Here is a 17,256-nt window from a genome sequence, read left to right as displayed (position 1 = left end):
CTCAGCTGCCCCGATAGGTGGAATAACCGAACGGCGAGACCAGCAGCGGCACGTGGTAATGCGCGGCAGCGGCCAGGCCGAACGCGATCGGCACCACGTCCAGGAACGGCGGCTCGGGCAAGGCCACGCCCTGGCCGCGGAAGTAGTCGGCCACTACGAATTCCAGCCGATAGCATCCCGCCGCCAGGCTCAATTCGCGTAGCGCCGGGCAGCGCCCATCGGCATCGGTGACGCCGGCGTGCAGCAGCGTCTGCCCGGCGAACAGGCGCAGCGCGACGCCGGCGGCGGGCACGCCGCGGCTCAGGTCCAGCACATGGGTCGATAGCGTGCTCATCCGACGCATTGCTCCGGTTGCGGCAACGGCCATTGGCCGACGAATTCGGGTTCGGCGTAGTCCAGGTAGGCGCCGACGATCGCCTCGCGCTCGTCCAGGAACAACTGATCGGCGACCGCCTTCACCAGGCGCGGCAACGCGTGCTTGAGACCGGACAGCGCCGCTGCCGACAGGCCCAGGCTCAGCAGCGCCGAATAGTTGAATGCGAACAGGCCATGCAGCGCCGGCGCATGCGCGGGCGTGCGCGGCAGCAGTTCGAAGCCCGGCCCCAGGTAGGGGTGCGCGTCGAGCAGCGGCACGCCCTGCCCTTGCGGCGGCCGGTAGCGGTCAGACCAGCGCACGATGCCGTCGGCCACCGCGGCCAGTTCCGGGCGCAGCGCCGGATCGGTGACCAGGCCGGTGGACAGCACCACGAAATCGAACTGCAGGCACGCGTGCGGCGTGGTCACCGCCACGCCGTCGGCGTCTTCGGTCACGTGCTGCCAAGGACTGCCCAGATGCAGGCGGAAATTGGGCCAGGCCGCGGCGCGCTCGAAGGTGTCGTTGGTCGGCGGCTGGTTGTGGCGGAAGAAGCTGGCCATCATCGCGTACTTGTCGGCGTCGGGCAGCGCGGCGAAGCGCGGGATGATGCCGCTGCGCTCCATGTGCCGGATCGGATTGACCCGCGGCAGTTCGGCGCGGCGCAGGAACACGTGCACCTCGCCGACGCCTGCGGCCAGCGCGTGCTGGGCGTTGTCGAAGGCCGAGGCGCCGCCGCCGAGGATGCCGATGCGGCGCCCGGCCAGGGCCGCGTAGTCGATCGCCTCGGAGGTGTGCGCGTAGCGCGAGCGCGGCAGCGTCCGCGCCACCAGCGGCGGCACGTGCCATTGCCCGCCGCCCTGGATCCCGGTCGCCAGCACCACCTTGCGCGCGAGCAGGCTGTCGCCGCCGGCCAGGTGCAGCCGCTGCAGGCGCTGCGCCGGCAGCGGTTCGATGCGCAGCAGCCGCGCCTGGTTGCGCACCGGCAGGCCGAGCACCTCGCGGTACCAGCGCAGGTAGTCCATCCAGTCGGCGCGCGCGATCTTGCCCAGCGCGTCCCAGGCGGCCGCGCCGTGGCGCGCTTCCCAGTAAGCGCGGAAGGTCAGCGACGGCATGCCGAAGTCCAGCGCGCTCAGTTCCTTCGGCGTGCGCAGGGTGACCATGCGCGCGTAGGTGACCCACGGGCCTTCCTGGCCGGCCGGATTCTCGTCGATCACCAGCAGGTTGGAGATGCGCTCGCGCAGCAGCCCGAACGCCGCGCCCAGACCGCTCTGCCCGCCGCCGACGACGACCACGTCGTAGACATGTTCGGCGCCGTGCCGCTGCGGGCGGGTCCAGTCGGGGCCGCCATGGCCGAGCCACTGCAGCTCGCGCGCGACCTGCGCCGACAGCGCCTGCAAGCCGCCGGCCGCGGCGCTCACCGCAAACCCTCCAGGCGCAAGCGCACGATCTTGCCGATCTCGTCGAGCGCGGTGGCGATCTCGGCGTCGCGCGCGTTCGCCAGCCGCGCCTGCATCGCCGCGAGAATCCCGGCCTTGTCGGTCAGCCGCACGCAGATCACGAACGGGAAATCGAAGCGCGCGCGGTAGGCCGCATTGAGCGCATGGAAGCGCGCGAACTCCTCGGCGGTGAGCCGGTCCAGCCCGGCCTGCGCCTGCTCGGCGGCCGAGGCCGCGGTCAGGCTGCCGTCGATCGCAGCCTTGCCGGCCAGTTCCGGATGCGCGCGGATCAGCGCCAGCTGCTCGTCGGCGCTGGCCGCATGCAGCACCTGCAGCAGGCCCGCATGCAGATCGGCGAACGGACGCCGCGCCGCCGCGCGTTCCACCACCCACGGCGAATGCTCGAACAGCGCGTGCAGGCGGGCGACGAACGCGGCAGAGGACAGCGCATTCCAGTCGGCGGCGTTCATGCGTGGTCGCCCTGCAGCGACACGTGCGCCGACACCACCTTCCAGCCGTCGGCGAAACGCACCCAGCTCTGGCTCTGGCGGCCGCGGCGGGTGGCGCCTTCGCGCAGGAACTCGGCATCGGCGGTGGCGAAGTCGCGCCCATAGGCGACGATCTGCACCCGCAACAGCTGACGCTGCGGCGAACCGCCACGACCATGGCGGAACGCGCGGATCGCCTCGGCGCCGTACAGCGTTTCGCCGACACCGTAGCGCACCGTGGTCGGCGCATCGTGGAACAGCCGGTCCAATGCGGCGACATCGTCGGCCATCAGCGCGCGCTCGTAGGCGGCGAACGCCGCCTGCACTTCGGCCAGCACCTCGGGCGCGTCGACGATCATGCCGGGTGCACCTGCTGCCAGTGGTGGGCGATGTCGATGCGCCGTGCGATCCAGGCCTGGCCGCTGGCCAGCGCATGATCGACGAAGCGGGCCAGCGCCAGCGCCCGCGCCGGGCGCCCGGCGATGCGCCCGTGCAGGCCCACTGACATCATCCGCCCGCCTTCGGCGCACAGTTGCTCGAAGCTGTCGCGCAGGTAGCGAAAGAACGGTTCGCCGTCGGCGAAGCCGTTGTAGGCGACGAACTTCATGTCGTTGGCATCCAGCGTGTACGGCACCACCAGCTGCGCGCGGCCGTGGCGGCGGTCGTAGTACGGCAGGTCGTCGGCGTAGCTGTCGGCGTCGTAGACGAAGCCGCCCTCCTCGGCCACCAGCCGCGCGGTATTGGGACTGGTGCGGCCCTGGTACCAACCCAGCGGGCGCGCGCCGGTGACTTGCGTGTGCAGCGCGATCGCTGCGGCGATATGCGCGCGCTCGGTCGCCTCCGGCACCTGCTGGTAATCGATCCAGCGCCAGCCATGGCTGGCGATCTCCCAATCGGCGTCGCGCATCGCCTGTACCGCTTCGGGATTGGCGGCCAAAGCCTGCGCCACACCGAACACCGTCACCGGCACGCCGCGCGCGGCGAACAGCCGCTGCAGCCGCCAGAAACCGGCACGGCTGCCGTATTCGTACAGGCTCTCCATCGCCATCGCCCGCGCACCCGGCTGGCTATGCGCGCCGACCATCTCCGACAGGAACGCCTCCGAGCCGGCATCGCCGTTGAGCACATTGTTCTCGGCGCCTTCCTCGTAATTGATCACGAACTGCAGCGCCACCCGCGCACCGCCCGGCCACTGCGGGTCCGGCGGCTGCGCGCCGTAGCCGACCAGGTCGCGCACCGCGCTCACCGCTGCGCTCCGTCGGCGTGCCAGGCGGCCAGCGCCGCATCCACCCCGGCGCCCGGCGCGCAGGCGTAGCCTTCGGCGCGCAGCACCGCTTCCAGCGCGCCCAGGGTGATCAGCACCTTGTGCTTCATCGCGTTGTAGCCCATCGCGCCGATCCGCCACAGCTTGCCCTGCAGCGGCCCGAACGCGGTGCCGATCTCGATCTCGAAATCCTCGCGCATGCGACGCCGCACCGCCTCGCCATCGATGCCCGCGGGAATCGCCACGCCGGTGACGTTGGGCATGCGGTAGCGGTCGTCGCCGAACACCTGCAGGCCCAGCGCGCGCGCGCCGGCGGCGACCGCGCGGCCGGCCGCGGCGTGCCGGGCGAAGCGGGCGGGCAGGCCTTCCTGCAGGGCAATGCGCGCGCACTCGCGCGCCGCGTACAGCATGCTGGTGGCCTCGGTGTGGTGGTTCAGGCGCTTGTCCGACCAGTAGTCCATGACCATCGCCAGGTCGAAATAATTCGAGCCGATGCGCACGCCGCGGCCGTTGGCGATGTCGTCGCGGACGATGCCGCGCTCGACGTGGCGGCGCGCGAAGATCGCCTCGGCGGCGCGCGCGGACACGGTGATCGGCGCCGAGCCGGACGGCCCGCCCAGGCACTTCTGCAAACCGCCGGTGACCACGTCCACGCCCCAGGCATCGCTGGCGATCGGCATGCCGCCGATGGTCGCGGTGGCATCGACGTAGGACAGCGCGCCGGCGGCGCGGCACAGCGCGCCGAGGCCGTCCAGCGGCTGCGCCATCGTGGTCGAGGTGTCGCCGTGCACGCAGGCCACCAGCTGCGGCGCGAAGCGCTCGATCGCATCGGCCACCGCCTCCATCGGCAGCACCTCGCCCCACGGCGCCTCCACGTTCTCGACCACGGCGCCGATGCGGCCGAGGATCTCGCCCAGCAGCAGGCCGAAGCGGCCGAAGTTCAGCACCAGCACGCGATCGCCCGGCGCCACCAGCGACACCAGCGCCGCCTCGATGCCGGCGCGCGCGGTGCCGTCGACCAGGAAGGTCCAGCGGTTCTCGGTCCCGAACAGCGGCCGGTACAGCGCCATCACCTGGTTCATGTAGCCGGTCATTTCCGGATCGAACTGGCCGAGCAGGTCGGCGGACATCGCGCGCAGCACGCGCGGATGCGCGTTGACCGGGCCCGGGCCCATCAACAGGCGTTGCGGCGGATCGATTTCGCCGAACAGCTCGGCATGCAGCGGGTCAACGGACAAGGGTGTCTCCCAGGGACTCGATGAAATGCAGCATCGCCGCCACCGCCAGATCGGCGTCGGCGGGATCCACGTGTTCGGCCGGGTGGTGGCTGATGCCGCCGGCGCAGCGCAGGAACAGCATCGCGGTCGGGCACAGCGCCGCCATCACCATCGCGTCGTGGCCGGCGCCGGACACCAGCCGCCGCGGCGCCAGGCCCTGCGCGGCGATCGCCGCGTCCAGCGCGGCGACCAGGCGCGCAGCGCAAGGACTGGCCGGCAGGTCCTGCACGCACTGCAGGTCCAATTGCACGCCGCGCGCGGCGGCGATGGCATGCAGGCGTTGCGCGATCGTATCGGCCGCCGCATCGCGCACGGCGTCGTCGCCGGCGCGCACGTCGATCGAGAATTCGACCCGCCCCGGCACCACGTTGACCGCCCCCGGCGCCACCTGCAGGCGCCCGACCGTGGCCACCAGGTCCGCCGGGCCGGCGCGCGCCACCTGCTCCACCGCCAGCACGCATTCGGCGGCGGCGGCCAGCGCATCGGCGCGCAGGTCCATGCGCGTGGTGCCGGCATGGCCGGCGCGGCCGGTGAGCAGCGCGCGGTAGCGCCGCTGCGCGGCAATGCCAGTGACCGCGCCCAGCGCCAGGCCCTCGGCCTCCAGCACCGGTCCCTGTTCGATATGCGCTTCCAGATAGGCCAACACAGCGTGCGGTGCGCGCGCCGCGCTCGGCAGCATGGCGATGTCCAGGCCCCAGGCGGCCAGCGCATCGGCCAGCGTCACGCCGTCGCCGTCGCGCACCTGCAGCGCCGCCGGATCCAGCGTGCCGGCGACGGCGCGGCTGCTCAGCATCGACGCCGGGAAGCGCGAGCCTTCCTCGTCGCCGAACCCGATCACCTCGATCGCGAACGGCAGCCGGCGGCCCTGCGCCTGCAGCGCGGCCACGCATTCGATGCCGAGCATGACCCCGAGCGGGCCGTCGTAGCGGCCGGCATCGCGCACGCTGTCCAGGTGGCTGCCGATCAGCAGCGCCGGCGCCTGCACGGCGAGACCCTCGTAGCGGCCGAGCAGGTTGCCGGCCGGATCGATGCGGGTGTGCAGGCCGGCCTCGCCCATCCATTCCGCCACGGCCGCCACGGCGGCGCGATGCGCCGGGCTCAGCCAGCCGCGGAACAGGCCGTCCGCGCTGTCGCTGTAGGGCGCCATGCCCAGCGCATCGCAGCGCGCCACCGCGCGCGTGCCAGGCGAGGAAGCCGGCATCGGCATGCGGTGCTCCGGCTCAGGCCCGACCGCAGTCGGAACCAGGGGATCGATGGGAGTCGCACATACATGAATTCCGCTTGGGTTGAAGGGTTCCGCCTGGGGAGGCGCCGTCATCGCAGCCCGGCGGCAAAACCGTTGGCGGGATATTCCAGCCGGCGCGCACGCGCCGTCCTCTCGCGCCGAATTCCTTGCAAATGAAGTGTTTGCGAGCGCCCCGCGCGCCGCAGCCGGGGTGCGATCAATATACGAAGAGCGACTCGGCCCGGCAAACACCGTTTTCGCGGCCGGCCATTGCAAAAAACGCAATGCGTTTCCATTCAATGTGCGTATTCGTGCAGTTCGGCATCGCGGCCCTTACCGAGGCACCCCGATGCGCCATTGCTCCCAATGACCGACGATTTCCGCGGCCAGGGCGTTGCCGACCCGGTAGGCATTGTCCACCGCCAGCGCGAAACCGCCGCTGTCGGCGAGCATCGAGTCCGCCGCGGTCTGCGCTGGCGCCTCGCGATCGAAGTTGGAGCCCGTGCGTAACAGCGCGATGCGCGCGAAACGCAGCCGGCCGGCCTCGGCGCCACGCCGCAGGGCGGTCAGCGTGGCGTTGTCCTCCATCTGCGTGGTGCAGTAGCGGCCGCTGCCGGCGGTCGCCAGGGTCACATAATCGGCCAGCGCCTGCGCGGTCAGCGAACCATGCCAATAGGTGTCGCCGGACAGCGTGTCGCAGATGCTGACCGCCGGCGGCGCCCGGCCGGGGCCGGCCGGGTAGCGGGCACGGTAGGCCTGCGCGGCGGCGCTGTCGCGCAGCGCGGTGCCCACGCTGAGCCGGTAGGCGCGTTGCAGCAAGGCCTCGTCGAGCCGGTACAACTCGGTGCCGGCCTTCCACTTGCCCGGCTGGCCTGGCCGGCTGGCGCCGAACATCACCACCCCGGAACGCCAGTCGGCCGGAATCTGCCGTGGGTCGATGCTGTGGATGAGGCCGCCGTCGATCGCGTAGCGCGCCCAGTGCGCCGAACCCAGCGTCCCCTCGCCCGGATCGACGCCGCCGATGCCGGCGATCAGCACGTAGCTGTCGCGCAGGTCGAAGCGATCGGACTGCACCAGCGCGGCGATGGCGCTGGCGGCGTTGGCATAGCCCATGCCGGTGGTCGCCAGGCACAGGCCGGCGCGCGTGCAGCCGACCTGCGGATAGTCCGGCGACAGGCCGGGCACCGGCACCTGCACACTGAAGTCCTGCGCCTGGCGCCACGGCCTGGCCTCGGCCTCGAACATGGTGATGACCAGCACCTTGGGCGCGATCGGCGGGTCCGCCGCGGCAGCGGCGACCCAGGGCGACAGCAGCGTGGCGCAGAGCAGCGCCAGACACCAGCGGGCCAGGCGCACGACCAGCGACCTGCGCCGCGCCGCGCTCATCCGATGCCTGCCCCGCGCGCGGTCATCTGCGGGACGCGCCGCAACCGCGTCCCCGGGGCGCAAATGGCGCGTGGCGCGCTGGATCGTCATGCCGCCTTCTCCTCTGGGTGTCGAACGTTGCGAAAAAAGCGCCTGCGCCGGCAGCCCGCGCGCAGCGATCGGCGCCGCATCGGGACGATGCGGGCAACGCGGTGCGATGCGGATCGATGTGGGCGGCGGCGGCGCCTGCGCCCAAGCGCACTGCATCGGCACGCGCCACCATAGGCGGCCCACTTGCGTGCGTGCAAACGTGTTTTTTGCGCAAGCGCGTTGCAAAATTGTGCGCATGGCCAGGCACCGCTTTTGCGGGAGGGTCGGCGCATGGCCTCGCGCGGCCATCAATGCCGACGAAGCTTCACCGGTAACGCGGCATTGTTGGGCGAGTCCTTGAACAGCGGCCACAACAGCAGTGATGGCGACAGCGACAACGAGGCGAGGCTGTTGCTGGCCATGCCCGGTGGCGCGTCATCGGCGCAGCGGGCGGTGACGACCCTCCACGCCGGTAGCGAAGTGGCCGAAGCTGCGGCGCCGCTCCGACCGGTCGCGGCGGTCGGCCCGGCGGCCCAACGGCGCGCACGCTCCTCCGCGAACCGCGCCGCGCCCGCCCCCTTCCTTCATCGGGCCGGCTCCGCGGCCGCGCCACGCTCCAGCCACGCCGGCACCGGCAAGCCCTTGCCATGCAGGAAAGCCGGGTTGAGCAGCTTGCCCTGGTAGCGCATCCCACCGTCGGCCAGGATCGTGACGATGGTGTGGCCCGGGCCCAGCAGGCGCGCCAACCGGATCGCGCCGGCGAGGTTGACGCCACTGGAGCCGCCGAGGTTCAGCCCTTCATGGACGATAAGATCGTGGATCAGCGAGACCGACTCCGCGTCCGGGATCGACCAGGCCAGGTCGATCGGCGCTGCGGCGAAGTTGGCGGTGACCCGGCTGGAGCCGATGCCCTCGCTAATCGAGCTGCCCTCGGCCTTCAGTTCGCCGGTATTGACGTAGCTGGCCAACGCCGAGCCGGCCGGGTCGGCCAGCGCGATCCGCAGCTGCGGCTTGCGCGCTTTCAACGCCCGCCCCACCCCGGCCAGGGTGCCGGCGGTGCCGGTGGCGCAGACGAAGCCGTCCACCGCGCCACCGGTCTGCTCCCAGATCTCCACGCCGGTGGTGCGCTCGTGGAAGTCGAGGTTGGCGGTGTTGTCGAACTGGTTGGCGAACCAGGCGCTGCCCGGTCGCACCGCGTTCATCGCCTCGGCCAGCCGACGCGCCACGTGCGCGTAGTGCGCCGGGTCGGCATAGGCCACCGCCTGCACCAGCCGCACCTCGGCGCCGGTGGCGCGCAGCGCGTCGATCTTCTCCCGGCTCTGGGTGTCGGGCATGGTGATGCTGCTGCGATAGCCGCGACTGGCGCCAAGCATCGCCAGGCCGATGCCGGTGTTGCCGGCGGTGCCCTCCACGATCGTCGCGCCCGGGCGCAACTCGCCACGCACCTCGGCATCGAGAATCAGCCCCAGCGCGGTACGGTCCTTGATCGAGCCCCCGGGATTGAGGAACTCGGCCTTGCCCAGGATCGTGCAGCCGGTCAGCTCGGAGGCGCGGCGCAGCTTCAGCAAGGGCGTGTGCCCGACCAGGCCGGTGATGTCCGGGAACGTGCTCATCGGACGCGTCTCATGCGCCCAGTGCCTTGGGCGTGTCCTCGCGCCCGCCCCACTCGGTCCAGGAACCGTCGTATAGCGCGCCTTCCGGCAGGCTCGCCGCCTCCAGCGCCAGCAGCAGGATCGCCGCGGTCAAACCACTGCCGCAGCTGGTCACCACCGGCCGCGCGCCGTCGGCCCCGCGCGCGGCGAACAGCGCGCGCAGCGTCGCGGCCGGCTTGAGCCGTCCATCCGCCTCCAGCAACTCGGTGAACGGCAAGCTGGCACTGCCCGGAACGTGGCCCGGGGCGATGCCGGCGCGCAACTCGGGAGCCTCGCCGGTGAAGCGCGCGGCCCCGCGCGCATCCAGCACCAGCTCGCGGCCGCTGTCGATGTTCGCCCACACGTCGCCGAGTCCACGCAGCAGCGCCGGGCGGAACGCGACCTGCAAGCGGGTCGGCGCGGCCGGCGCCGGCTCGCCCAGCGCGGTCGCCAGCCCGGCCCCGGTCCAGGCCGGCAGCCCGCCGTCCAGCACCGCCAGCCGCGCGTGGCCGAACAGCTTCAGCAGCCACCAGGCGCGCGCAGCCGAGAACAGCCCCTTCTGGTCGTACACCACCACCCGCGCGTCATTGCGCAACCCCAGTTCGCCGGCCAGCCGGGCGAAGCGCCCCTGCGAGGGCGCCATGTGCGGCAGCCCGGTCTCTGGGTCGGAGAACAGTTCGATGTCGAAGAAGCGCGCGCCGGGGATGTGCGCCTGCCGGTACAGCGCGCGGCCATCCCTGCCCTCGGCCGGCAGGTAGGCGCTGGCATCAAGCACAATGAGGTCGTCCTCGCCCAGGTGCGCGCGCAGCCAGCCTACCTCCACCAACGGACCGAAATTGCTCATCGTCGCTTGTCTCCTGACGGTTGGGGCCTGTGAACGCCATCGGCAAAATCATGAGGTTGCTTAGGTCGGATCAGACATGCCAGGATCCAACACTGCACTACCCGCTCAGGTCTGCATGAAGCCCTGCGACAGGCATCGGAACTCCGACCGCCGGCGTTCCAGGCATCCGGAAACCGGGATGCTCGACCTGGCAGCGCAGCTACTCACGCCTCAGCTGCCGTCGTCGCCAGAAACCCCCCGGCCTGACGCGACCACAGCCGCTGGTAGAGACCGCCGCATGCCAGCAATTCGGCATGGCTGCCATCCTCCACGATGCGCCCACGGTCGAACACCAGAATACGATCCAGATGCGCGATGGTGGACAAGCGGTGGGCCACCACGATCGCGGTTTTGCCGGGCATCAGCGTATCCAGGCTGTTCTGGATGGCCTGCTCGGTAACCGAATCCAAGCTCGACGTCGCCTCGTCCATGACCAGAATCGGCGCGTCCTTGAGGACCACCCGCGCGATCGCGATGCGCTGGCGTTGGCCACCGGACAGCTTGACACCGCGCTCGCCCACCAGCGCGTCGTAGTGCTGGTCCATGTCGGTGATGAATTCATGCGCATGGGCCACGCGGGCGGCATGCTCGACTTCTTGCAAACTGGCGTCCAGGCGACCGTAGCGGATGTTTTCCAGCAGGCTACGGTGGAACAGGCCCGGGTCCTGTGGGATCAGGCCGATCTGGGAATGCAACGATTCCTGCTTCACCGTGGCGATGTCTACGCCGTCCAACAGCACCTGCCCGGCCTGCGGGTCGTACAGGCGCAGCAACAGGTTGAGCAGGGTGGACTTGCCCGAACCGGAGTAGCCCACCAGCCCCACCCGCTGGCCGGGTTCGATGCGCAGGTTCAGCCCGCGGAAGACCCAGCTGCCGTCCTCGTAGGCAAAATCCACGTCCTTGAACTCGATCCTGGCCCGATGCACCACCAGCGTGGCGGCATCGGGGGCGTCGGTGATTTCGTGCGGCTGCACGATCGTGCGCACACCGTTCTCGATGTTGCCGATGTACTCGAAGAACTCCAGAAAACGACGACTGAGATTGCGTGTCTCGGCGATGACCAATAGCGCGACGCTCACGCTCATGACGAACTCGCCAACCCCGATCGCCCCACGACTCCACAGCAGCACAGCGATGGCGACCACGCCCACTTTCAGCAGCACCGCCGCGCCGAACTGGAAACGCAGGATCTTCTCGTTGTAGCCCATTGAGGCGCGGAAGGTCTTCACCTCGCGGGCAAGCGACTGGTCCAGGTTGCGTCGTTCGAAATCCAGCCGCGCGAACAGCCGCACGCTGGACAGGTTGGACACCGTGTCCACGACCTTGCCGACCGTCTCGGCGCGCGCCTCGGCGTGGCTGCGCGCATACGTCCGGCAGCGCCGGGCCAGCATGTAGGACACCGCCACGAAGGTCAGCGACCATGCCAGCGCGAACCCGGCCAGCGTGGTGTTGGCATGCGCCAGCAACAGCACCGACACGCACAGCGCGATGGCGATCGGCAGGAACTCGAACAGGATCGTCCAGGTCGCCATGTTGACGCCCACGGCGGTCTCGGAGATGCGATTGGCCAACGCCCCGGCGAAATTGCTGCTGATGAACCGCAGCGAATGGTGGTGCAGGAACGCGTACAACTCGGCAGTCGCCTGGGTACGCTGCAGCGGCGCCACGTGGACGCGGCAGGCACCGCTGGCCCGGGCCAACACCGCCTCAAGCAGGTTCAGCGTGGCGAACAGGCCCAGCCACTGCAGCAGGCCAACGGTCAGCGGTCCGGCCGGACCGGACACCTGCTTGACGATGCCGCCAATCGCATAGGGCGCGCACATGCTGCTGGTGGCTGCACCGATCTCCAGGAACACGATCAGCAGATACCAGCGGCGATAGCGACGCAGGAAGTGCAGTGCGAACGCCAGGGGACGATCCGGTAGCCGGAACACCGCCGCGGGAGCGGGAGCGCGCGTCTCGTTGCCGGCAACCGCGGACGCGTCAAGGGCAGATAGGCTCATTGCGCGCGACAGCGACGGTCTGCGCCCGTAACCGGGTCGGAAACGGCATGCAGCCACCCACAGGTATGCAGGCGCTGCGGCGGCGAACCATCAATCATCGGCCAATACCTTGCCTGGATTGAGGATTCCCTTCGGATCCAGCGCCTGCTTGAGTACGCGCATGGCGGCGATCTCCGCGGCACTGCGCGAGATGTCCAGATAGCGGCGCTTCTCCTCGCCGATGCCGTGTTCGGCCGAGACCGAGCCGCCGAACGCGGCCAACGGACGATAGAGAATCTCCTCCACTTCGGGACGCGCCTCCTGGTCGGTACCCGGCGGACGCACCGCGAAATGAAGGTTGCCATCGCCCAGGTGACCGAAGGTCCATAGATGCACGTCCGGCCAGCGCGCGCGCAGGGCCGCGTGCGCATCGTGCACGTAGCGCTCCATCTCCGCGACCGGCAGGGAAACGTCGAACATGTACGCCGTGCCGTGACGGTTGGTCTGCAGCACGTCGTCGCGCAGCGACCACAGCGCGGTGCGCTCGCGTTCGGAAGCGGCGATGACCGCATCGGCCAGCAGGCCATCCTCCAGCGCAGCGGCCAGCACGTCCTGGAACACCTGCCCGTCGCGCGCAATGTCGCCGCCCTGGGACTCGACCAGCACGTACCAGCCGTGCCCATGCGGCAACGGCGCACTGCCTTTTGCCGGAGGCCGGGTCACCAGTTCGTAGAAATCGCTCCACATGACCTCGAAGGCCGACAATGCACCGCCAAGAGCGCGGTCGAAATACTTGAGCAGCGCGATGACCTGCTCGAAACGGTCCACCGCCAGCAGCGCCAGATTCTGGCTGCGCGGGCGTTCCAGCAGCCGCAGCACCACCCGCGTGACCACGCCCAGGCCGCCCTCGGTGCCGATGAACAGCTGCTTGAGGTCGTAGCCGGCGTTGTTCTTGATCATGCGATTGAGCGAGGACAGCACGCTGCCGTTGGCCAGTACTGCCTCCACGCCCAGCACCAGGTCGCGCGTCATGCCGTAGCGGATGACCCGGTTGCCACCGGCGTTGGTGGCGACGTTACCGCCAAGGGTGGCGCTGCCGCGCGCGCCCAGATCCAGCGGGAAGAACAGATCCTGTTCCGCCACGGCGTCCTGCAATGCCTGCAATACAACGCCGGCCTGGACCACCGCGATGCGCTGCAAAGGATCGATCTGTTCGATCCGGTTCATACGCTCCAGCGACAGGATCAGTTGATCCGGGCGCGCGTCGCTGCCGTGCACCAGCCCGGTCCGGCCGCCTTGCGGCACCACGCTCTGCCCGTGCGCATGGCAAAGCCGCAGCACTTGCGCGACTTCATCGGTACTGCGCGGGCGTACCAGCAGTCCGGCCTGCAAGGCATCGTCGCGAAACGCACCCGCGCTGCGTTGCGCGATGTCGACCGCATCGAGCAGGCCGTCCGGCCCGACGATCGTCAGCAGCGCCTGGCGCAGCGCAAGCAGTTCCGCCGTGGCGGCGTGTTCGTGCTGTTGCGGCTGTCTGGCGGGATATGCAGCCATGATTCAGGCCACGGACTCGGGGATGCCCCGTGCCAGACGCGCTTCCTGTGCGTGGCGCATCCTGACCTCGTTCTCGCGATGGCGACGCTCGCGTTCCTCGGCGGACAGCTGCGGCCCAGGCAGTTTGTCGTGCGCGGACTTGAGCTGTCGCTTCAGCGGCGGCACCCAGCTGACCTCGAACAGCAGGCCGTCGTAGTCGGTGCCGTAGACGCGCACGAAGCCCTCTCCGTCCTCGCCTTCGTGCACGTTGCCGAGACGGCCCTGACGTTCGAGTTCGTCCTTGATGCGGTAGATCTCCTCGCGCGTCTCGACCTGGTAGGACACGTGGTAGAGCCCAGCCTTGGGCGCCGTGGGATCCTGCTGCTCGAAGCGGGACTTCCATGGCCCGGAACGCTGGCCGCCGCCGCCGGTGGGGAAGAACGCCAGATCGTGATTGTCATCGTTGTCCGAGGCGTCGAACTGGGTGAACACCGGCGTCGGCTTGTCCGGATCGACCGGCGTGGTCGGCACGAGGCCACCCCCAAGCAGCTCCTGATACCAGCGTATGCTGCGCGCAGGATCCGGAACATACAGGACGATGTGACTGATTCTGCGAATGCCCATGGAGGTTCTCCTGATTCGGTTGCAGTAATGAAGGGTGGATGTGCGGATCTTCAACCGGCCAGCGGCTCGGCCACAGCCAGGCTGCGCCGTATCGCGTCGATGCCGATGCCGATGCCTTCGGCGGTGATGTCATGGCCGACGCCCTCGAGCAGGTGCACGTCGACCGGATGCCCGGCGGCGCGCAGGGGCGCCGCGTCGGCGCTCAGTCCCTCGCTGCCGGCATCGGCGGTGCCATAGAGAATGGTCAGTGGCGTGGGCGCGGCCGCGGTCGGCACGGTGGCCAGACGACCGGAATAGACCAGTACCCTCGCATGGGCTTGCGTGGACACCGCCGCATGGTGCAATGCCAGGATCGCTCCTTGCGAGAAGCCGGCCAGCACCAACCGCTCCGGCGCTACTCCGGCGAGTTCCAGTTCCTGTCCGATCAAGCGCAGCAGACGCGGATACACCGCCTGCAACCGCTGCAGGCGCAGTTCGGGGGTGATGCCGCTGCGGCTGAACCATTGCCGGCCCGGATGGTCATCGCCCTCGTAGGGTTCGAAGCCGTCGGGGGCGAAGAAGGCGGCCTGCGGAAACGCCCGCGATAGCGGTTCGGCCAGCCGGGCCTTGATGTTCTCGCCCGATCTGCCGTAGCCGTGCAACACGATGACCAGCGCCTCGGGGCCGTCCACGCTGCGCCGCCAGCCATTTTCAACGGGATGCCAACTCATGCGCTTTCCTCCTGCGGTGATGGGGTGTGACTCCAGGTCGCGGCCGCGTGGTCTTCGGCCCGCACCCGGTTGCTCAGTGGCTCGCCGGCCTGCCAGGCCCGCAGGTTGTGCAGGAAAATCGCCAGCACGTTGTCGAACAGGTCCGGGCTGGCCCCGGCGATGTGGCTGGACAGGCGGACGCCCGGATGGCTGCGTAGCGGATGCTCTGGCGGCAGCGGCTCCGGCTCGGTGACGTCCAGCGTCGCCACGCCGATGCGGCCGTCGTCCAGCGCAGCCAGCAGCGCGGCATGGTCGAGCAGCCCGCCGCGCGCGACGTTGACCAGGTGCAAGCCGGGCTTGGCGGCTTCGAGCAGCCGGGCATCGACCATGCCGCGCGTGGTCGGCGTCAGCGGTACGGCCAATACGATGTGATCCGACTCGGCGAACAGCTGCCGGAGGTCATCCGCACGGACGGCCTGCGGCAGGTCCAGCGGCAACGCGGAACGCCGCACCACCTGCACATGCGCGCCAAGCGCGATGGCCTTTTCCGCCAATGCCCTGCCGATGGCACCATAACCGACGACGCCGATGCGGCTGCCCTGCACCGAGGCCAATTGCGGACGCGGCAATCGGGGCGCATCGGGTGTACCCATCCGCCAGACTGCCGGCAGCTGCTTGGCAGCCGCAAAGATCGCCGCCAGCGCGAACTCGGCGATGGCCACTGCGTTGCTGCCGCGGCCGGTGGCAACCGGCAGGTCGAACAGCCAGTCGGGGTAAGAATCGATGCCGCTGGAAAACACCTGAATCCAGCGCAGGCCGTAGGGCCAGCCGGCGGGGGCGTGATCGGGCACATCACGGCCATGGATACGCATGGGGCCGGCGAACAGCACGCTGGCCTCGGCAGGGAGATCCACTGGTGCTCCTGGCGGGATCGGCACGATCCGGGCGCCAGGCAGATGGCGCGCCAGCGCTGCATTGGCGTGCTGCGGCAATTGACTGGCGATGACGAGCTGGCTCATGGAAGGCATGCGCTATCGGGCAATGGAGGGAGTGCGGCGCCAGGGGTTCAGTAGTAGGCCGATTGGCGCGAACGGCTGGCTTTCCACCAGACCAGGAACACCAACCAGACCAGTCCGGCAGCCAGGTAGCCCGCTGGCGAAATCAGGATCGCGTTGTCCAGTCCGTAGGCATCCGAGGCGACCCCGAAGCCCTGGGCGACCACGATTCCGAAGATCCCCTGCACCGGCACGAACAGGAAGGTCGCGTAGGGACGCAGCGACGGCGGTACGGTTTCCATGGTCAGGGTGGTCATCGGCCCCATGCCCAGCCCGAACGTCGCGGTCCCCGTGCCGATCAGCCAGTGGGCGAGTCGTTCGTCGCCTAGCGTATAGGCCATGAACAGCTGCGCGCTGGCCAATGCCATCGTGGCGATCATGAAGGCCGGAAAGACCCATGCCCGGGAGCGCAGGTAGCGCCCGGCCAGAAAACCGCCTAGCAGGCCCGCCGGCAGTGTGTAGAGCAACACCTGGGCCAGGAACAGCGACGCCTCCTGGTTGGCGGTGCCATAGGTGCGATGCAGGTAGGCCGGGATCCAGCCCTGCCCGATCATGCCCGCGAAGAAGAACAACGTGGCTACCGTGTGGATCACGAAACCGGGATAGCGCAGGACCGACAGGCCCTCCCTGAAACCGACTCGCCGCGGCCCGACGCCGCCAAGCCGCAGCCCATCCGTGACGCCCGCCGACGGCTCCTTGGCCTGCAGCAGCAACAGCGCCACCAGCAGGCCCGGGACGCCGGCAATCAGGAACGCAGCCTCCCAACCCCAGCGAGTAGCGGCCCAGCCTCCCAACGCCAATGCCACGGCGGTTCCAATCTTGTTCTTCACCATGTAGGCGGCCATCACCAGCGGCCGCGCCTGCGGCCGATACAGGTCGGCCAGCCAGCTCGGCGCCAGGCCGTTGTAGGCGGCCTCGCCGAAGCCGGTCAACGCCCGCCATAGCAGCAGGCTCGCCAGGCCACCGGCGCCGCCGGAGGCGATCGAGCCGATGCTCCAGATGATCGCACCGATCACGATGGTGGTCCTGCGGCCATGCCGCGAGGCGAACCATCCGAACAGCGGCGCACCTACCATGCCGGCAAAGCTAAACACCGAAGACAGCCGCGCCAGTTGCTCGTCGCTGAGCAAGAACTCCTGCTTGAGCGGGGTGATCAGCGCGCCGATGATCGCTGCGTCGATGATGCCGATCAAGCCCAGCAGAAGCATCACCGTCAGCGACCAATGGGTTTCCCAGGCGCTCCCGTCCGCGGGTGCGGAGGGTGCTGCAGCGGTTCGGGCGTCGGATTCGGCGACGCTGCTGACGGGAATCGACATGGATGGTATGCCTCGCTTTGGGGAATATCCGCCGGCCAGGGAC

Annotated in this window: 16 protein-coding genes; all 16 read right to left on the bottom strand. The window is 69.7% G+C overall.

The genetic code is table 11. From position 1 onward, the window contains the following. Position 1 precedes the first annotated feature (1 nt). Positions 2-334 (bottom strand): hydroxyisourate hydrolase, encoded by a 333-nt coding sequence (gene uraH / locus FZ025_RS14230; RefSeq protein WP_046978574.1) that lies wholly within the window; start codon positions 332-334, stop codon positions 2-4. Further along, positions 331-1,752, bottom strand: coding sequence for an FAD/NAD(P)-binding protein (locus tag FZ025_RS14225; protein ID WP_046978592.1), 1,422 nt, complete (start codon positions 1,750-1,752; stop codon positions 331-333). Before FZ025_RS14225 ends, uraH begins: the two co-directional genes overlap by 4 nt. A 17-nt stretch (positions 1,753-1,769) precedes the next feature. Continuing rightward, the gene (gene uraD / locus FZ025_RS14220) at positions 1,770-2,261 is read right to left on the bottom strand and encodes a 2-oxo-4-hydroxy-4-carboxy-5-ureidoimidazoline decarboxylase (protein ID WP_046978575.1); all 492 of its coding nucleotides are present in this window, start codon (positions 2,259-2,261) and stop codon (positions 1,770-1,772) included. Next, positions 2,258-2,638, bottom strand: a complete 381-nt coding sequence (gene hpxZ / locus FZ025_RS14215; protein WP_046978576.1) for an oxalurate catabolism protein HpxZ — start codon at positions 2,636-2,638, stop codon at positions 2,258-2,260. Before hpxZ ends, uraD begins: the two co-directional genes overlap by 4 nt. Continuing rightward, on the bottom strand, positions 2,635-3,525 hold the full coding sequence (gene puuE, locus FZ025_RS14210) for an allantoinase PuuE (protein WP_046978577.1): 891 nt from the start codon (positions 3,523-3,525) through the stop codon (positions 2,635-2,637). Before puuE ends, hpxZ begins: the two co-directional genes overlap by 4 nt. Continuing rightward, positions 3,522-4,718, bottom strand: a complete 1,197-nt coding sequence (locus FZ025_RS14205; RefSeq protein WP_244292540.1) for a pyridoxal-phosphate-dependent aminotransferase family protein — start codon at positions 4,716-4,718, stop codon at positions 3,522-3,524. The genes puuE and FZ025_RS14205 overlap by 4 nt, the downstream gene beginning before the upstream one ends. Before the next feature lie 52 nt (positions 4,719-4,770). Then, on the bottom strand, positions 4,771-5,991 hold the full coding sequence (locus FZ025_RS14200) for an allantoate amidohydrolase (protein WP_244292539.1): 1,221 nt from the start codon (positions 5,989-5,991) through the stop codon (positions 4,771-4,773). Between the two features lie 387 nt (positions 5,992-6,378). Then, positions 6,379-7,431, bottom strand: a complete 1,053-nt coding sequence (locus FZ025_RS14195; protein ID WP_104558251.1) for a purine-nucleoside phosphorylase — start codon at positions 7,429-7,431, stop codon at positions 6,379-6,381. 653 nt (positions 7,432-8,084) lie between these two features. After that, complete coding sequence (locus FZ025_RS14190) at positions 8,085-9,113, bottom strand: cysteine synthase A (protein WP_046978580.1); 1,029 nt, start codon at positions 9,111-9,113, stop codon at positions 8,085-8,087. A 10-nt stretch (positions 9,114-9,123) separates the two neighbouring features. After that, positions 9,124-9,975, bottom strand: a complete 852-nt coding sequence (gene sseA, locus FZ025_RS14185) for a 3-mercaptopyruvate sulfurtransferase (RefSeq protein ID WP_046978581.1) — start codon at positions 9,973-9,975, stop codon at positions 9,124-9,126. 203 nt (positions 9,976-10,178) lie between these two features. After that, positions 10,179-12,017, bottom strand: a complete 1,839-nt coding sequence (locus tag FZ025_RS14180; RefSeq protein WP_046978582.1) for an ABC transporter ATP-binding protein — start codon at positions 12,015-12,017, stop codon at positions 10,179-10,181. A 90-nt stretch (positions 12,018-12,107) separates the two neighbouring features. After that, the gene (locus FZ025_RS14175) at positions 12,108-13,550 is read right to left on the bottom strand and encodes an FAD-binding oxidoreductase (RefSeq protein ID WP_104558250.1); all 1,443 of its coding nucleotides are present in this window, start codon (positions 13,548-13,550) and stop codon (positions 12,108-12,110) included. Between the two features lie 3 nt (positions 13,551-13,553). Then, positions 13,554-14,153 (bottom strand): VOC family protein, encoded by a 600-nt coding sequence (locus FZ025_RS14170; RefSeq protein WP_053057191.1) that lies wholly within the window; start codon positions 14,151-14,153, stop codon positions 13,554-13,556. 50 nt (positions 14,154-14,203) lie between these two features. After that, positions 14,204-14,863 (bottom strand): alpha/beta hydrolase, encoded by a 660-nt coding sequence (locus FZ025_RS14165; RefSeq protein ID WP_046978583.1) that lies wholly within the window; start codon positions 14,861-14,863, stop codon positions 14,204-14,206. Next, positions 14,860-15,732, bottom strand: coding sequence for an NAD(P)-dependent oxidoreductase (locus FZ025_RS14160; protein WP_208803659.1), 873 nt, complete (start codon positions 15,730-15,732; stop codon positions 14,860-14,862). Before FZ025_RS14160 ends, FZ025_RS14165 begins: the two co-directional genes overlap by 4 nt. A 176-nt stretch (positions 15,733-15,908) precedes the next feature. Continuing rightward, entirely contained in the window at positions 15,909-17,213 is a 1,305-nt protein-coding gene (locus FZ025_RS14155) for an MFS transporter (protein WP_104558249.1), read from the bottom strand. Positions 17,214-17,256: the final 43 nt, after the last annotated feature.

This window comes from Xanthomonas hyacinthi (assembly GCF_009769165.1).
Lineage (GTDB): Bacteria > Pseudomonadota > Gammaproteobacteria > Xanthomonadales > Xanthomonadaceae > Xanthomonas_A > Xanthomonas_A hyacinthi.
Note: the sequence above shows the minus strand (reverse complement) of the source record. Positions and strands in the feature narration are given on the sequence as shown.

Excerpts from the sequence above, each read along its gene's own strand:
- uraH (WP_046978574.1), bottom strand. The coding sequence starts at position 334 with ATGAGCACGCTATCGACCCATGTGCTGGACCTGAGCCGCGGCGTGCCC.
- uraD (WP_046978575.1), bottom strand. The coding sequence starts at position 2,261 with ATGAACGCCGCCGACTGGAATGCGCTGTCCTCTGCCGCGTTCGTCGCC.
- hpxZ (WP_046978576.1), bottom strand. The coding sequence starts at position 2,638 with ATGATCGTCGACGCGCCCGAGGTGCTGGCCGAAGTGCAGGCGGCGTTC.
- FZ025_RS14205 (WP_244292540.1), bottom strand. The coding sequence starts at position 4,718 with ATGGGCCCGGGCCCGGTCAACGCGCATCCGCGCGTGCTGCGCGCGATG.
- FZ025_RS14195 (WP_104558251.1), bottom strand. The coding sequence starts at position 7,431 with ATGAGCGCGGCGCGGCGCAGGTCGCTGGTCGTGCGCCTGGCCCGCTGG.
- FZ025_RS14190 (WP_046978580.1), bottom strand. The coding sequence starts at position 9,113 with ATGAGCACGTTCCCGGACATCACCGGCCTGGTCGGGCACACGCCCTTG.
- sseA (WP_046978581.1), bottom strand. The coding sequence starts at position 9,975 with ATGAGCAATTTCGGTCCGTTGGTGGAGGTAGGCTGGCTGCGCGCGCAC.
- FZ025_RS14180 (WP_046978582.1), bottom strand. The coding sequence starts at position 12,017 with ATGAGCCTATCTGCCCTTGACGCGTCCGCGGTTGCCGGCAACGAGACG.
- FZ025_RS14175 (WP_104558250.1), bottom strand. The coding sequence starts at position 13,550 with ATGGCTGCATATCCCGCCAGACAGCCGCAACAGCACGAACACGCCGCC.
- FZ025_RS14170 (WP_053057191.1), bottom strand. The coding sequence starts at position 14,153 with ATGGGCATTCGCAGAATCAGTCACATCGTCCTGTATGTTCCGGATCCT.
- FZ025_RS14165 (WP_046978583.1), bottom strand. The coding sequence starts at position 14,863 with ATGAGTTGGCATCCCGTTGAAAATGGCTGGCGGCGCAGCGTGGACGGC.
- FZ025_RS14155 (WP_104558249.1), bottom strand. The coding sequence starts at position 17,213 with ATGTCGATTCCCGTCAGCAGCGTCGCCGAATCCGACGCCCGAACCGCT.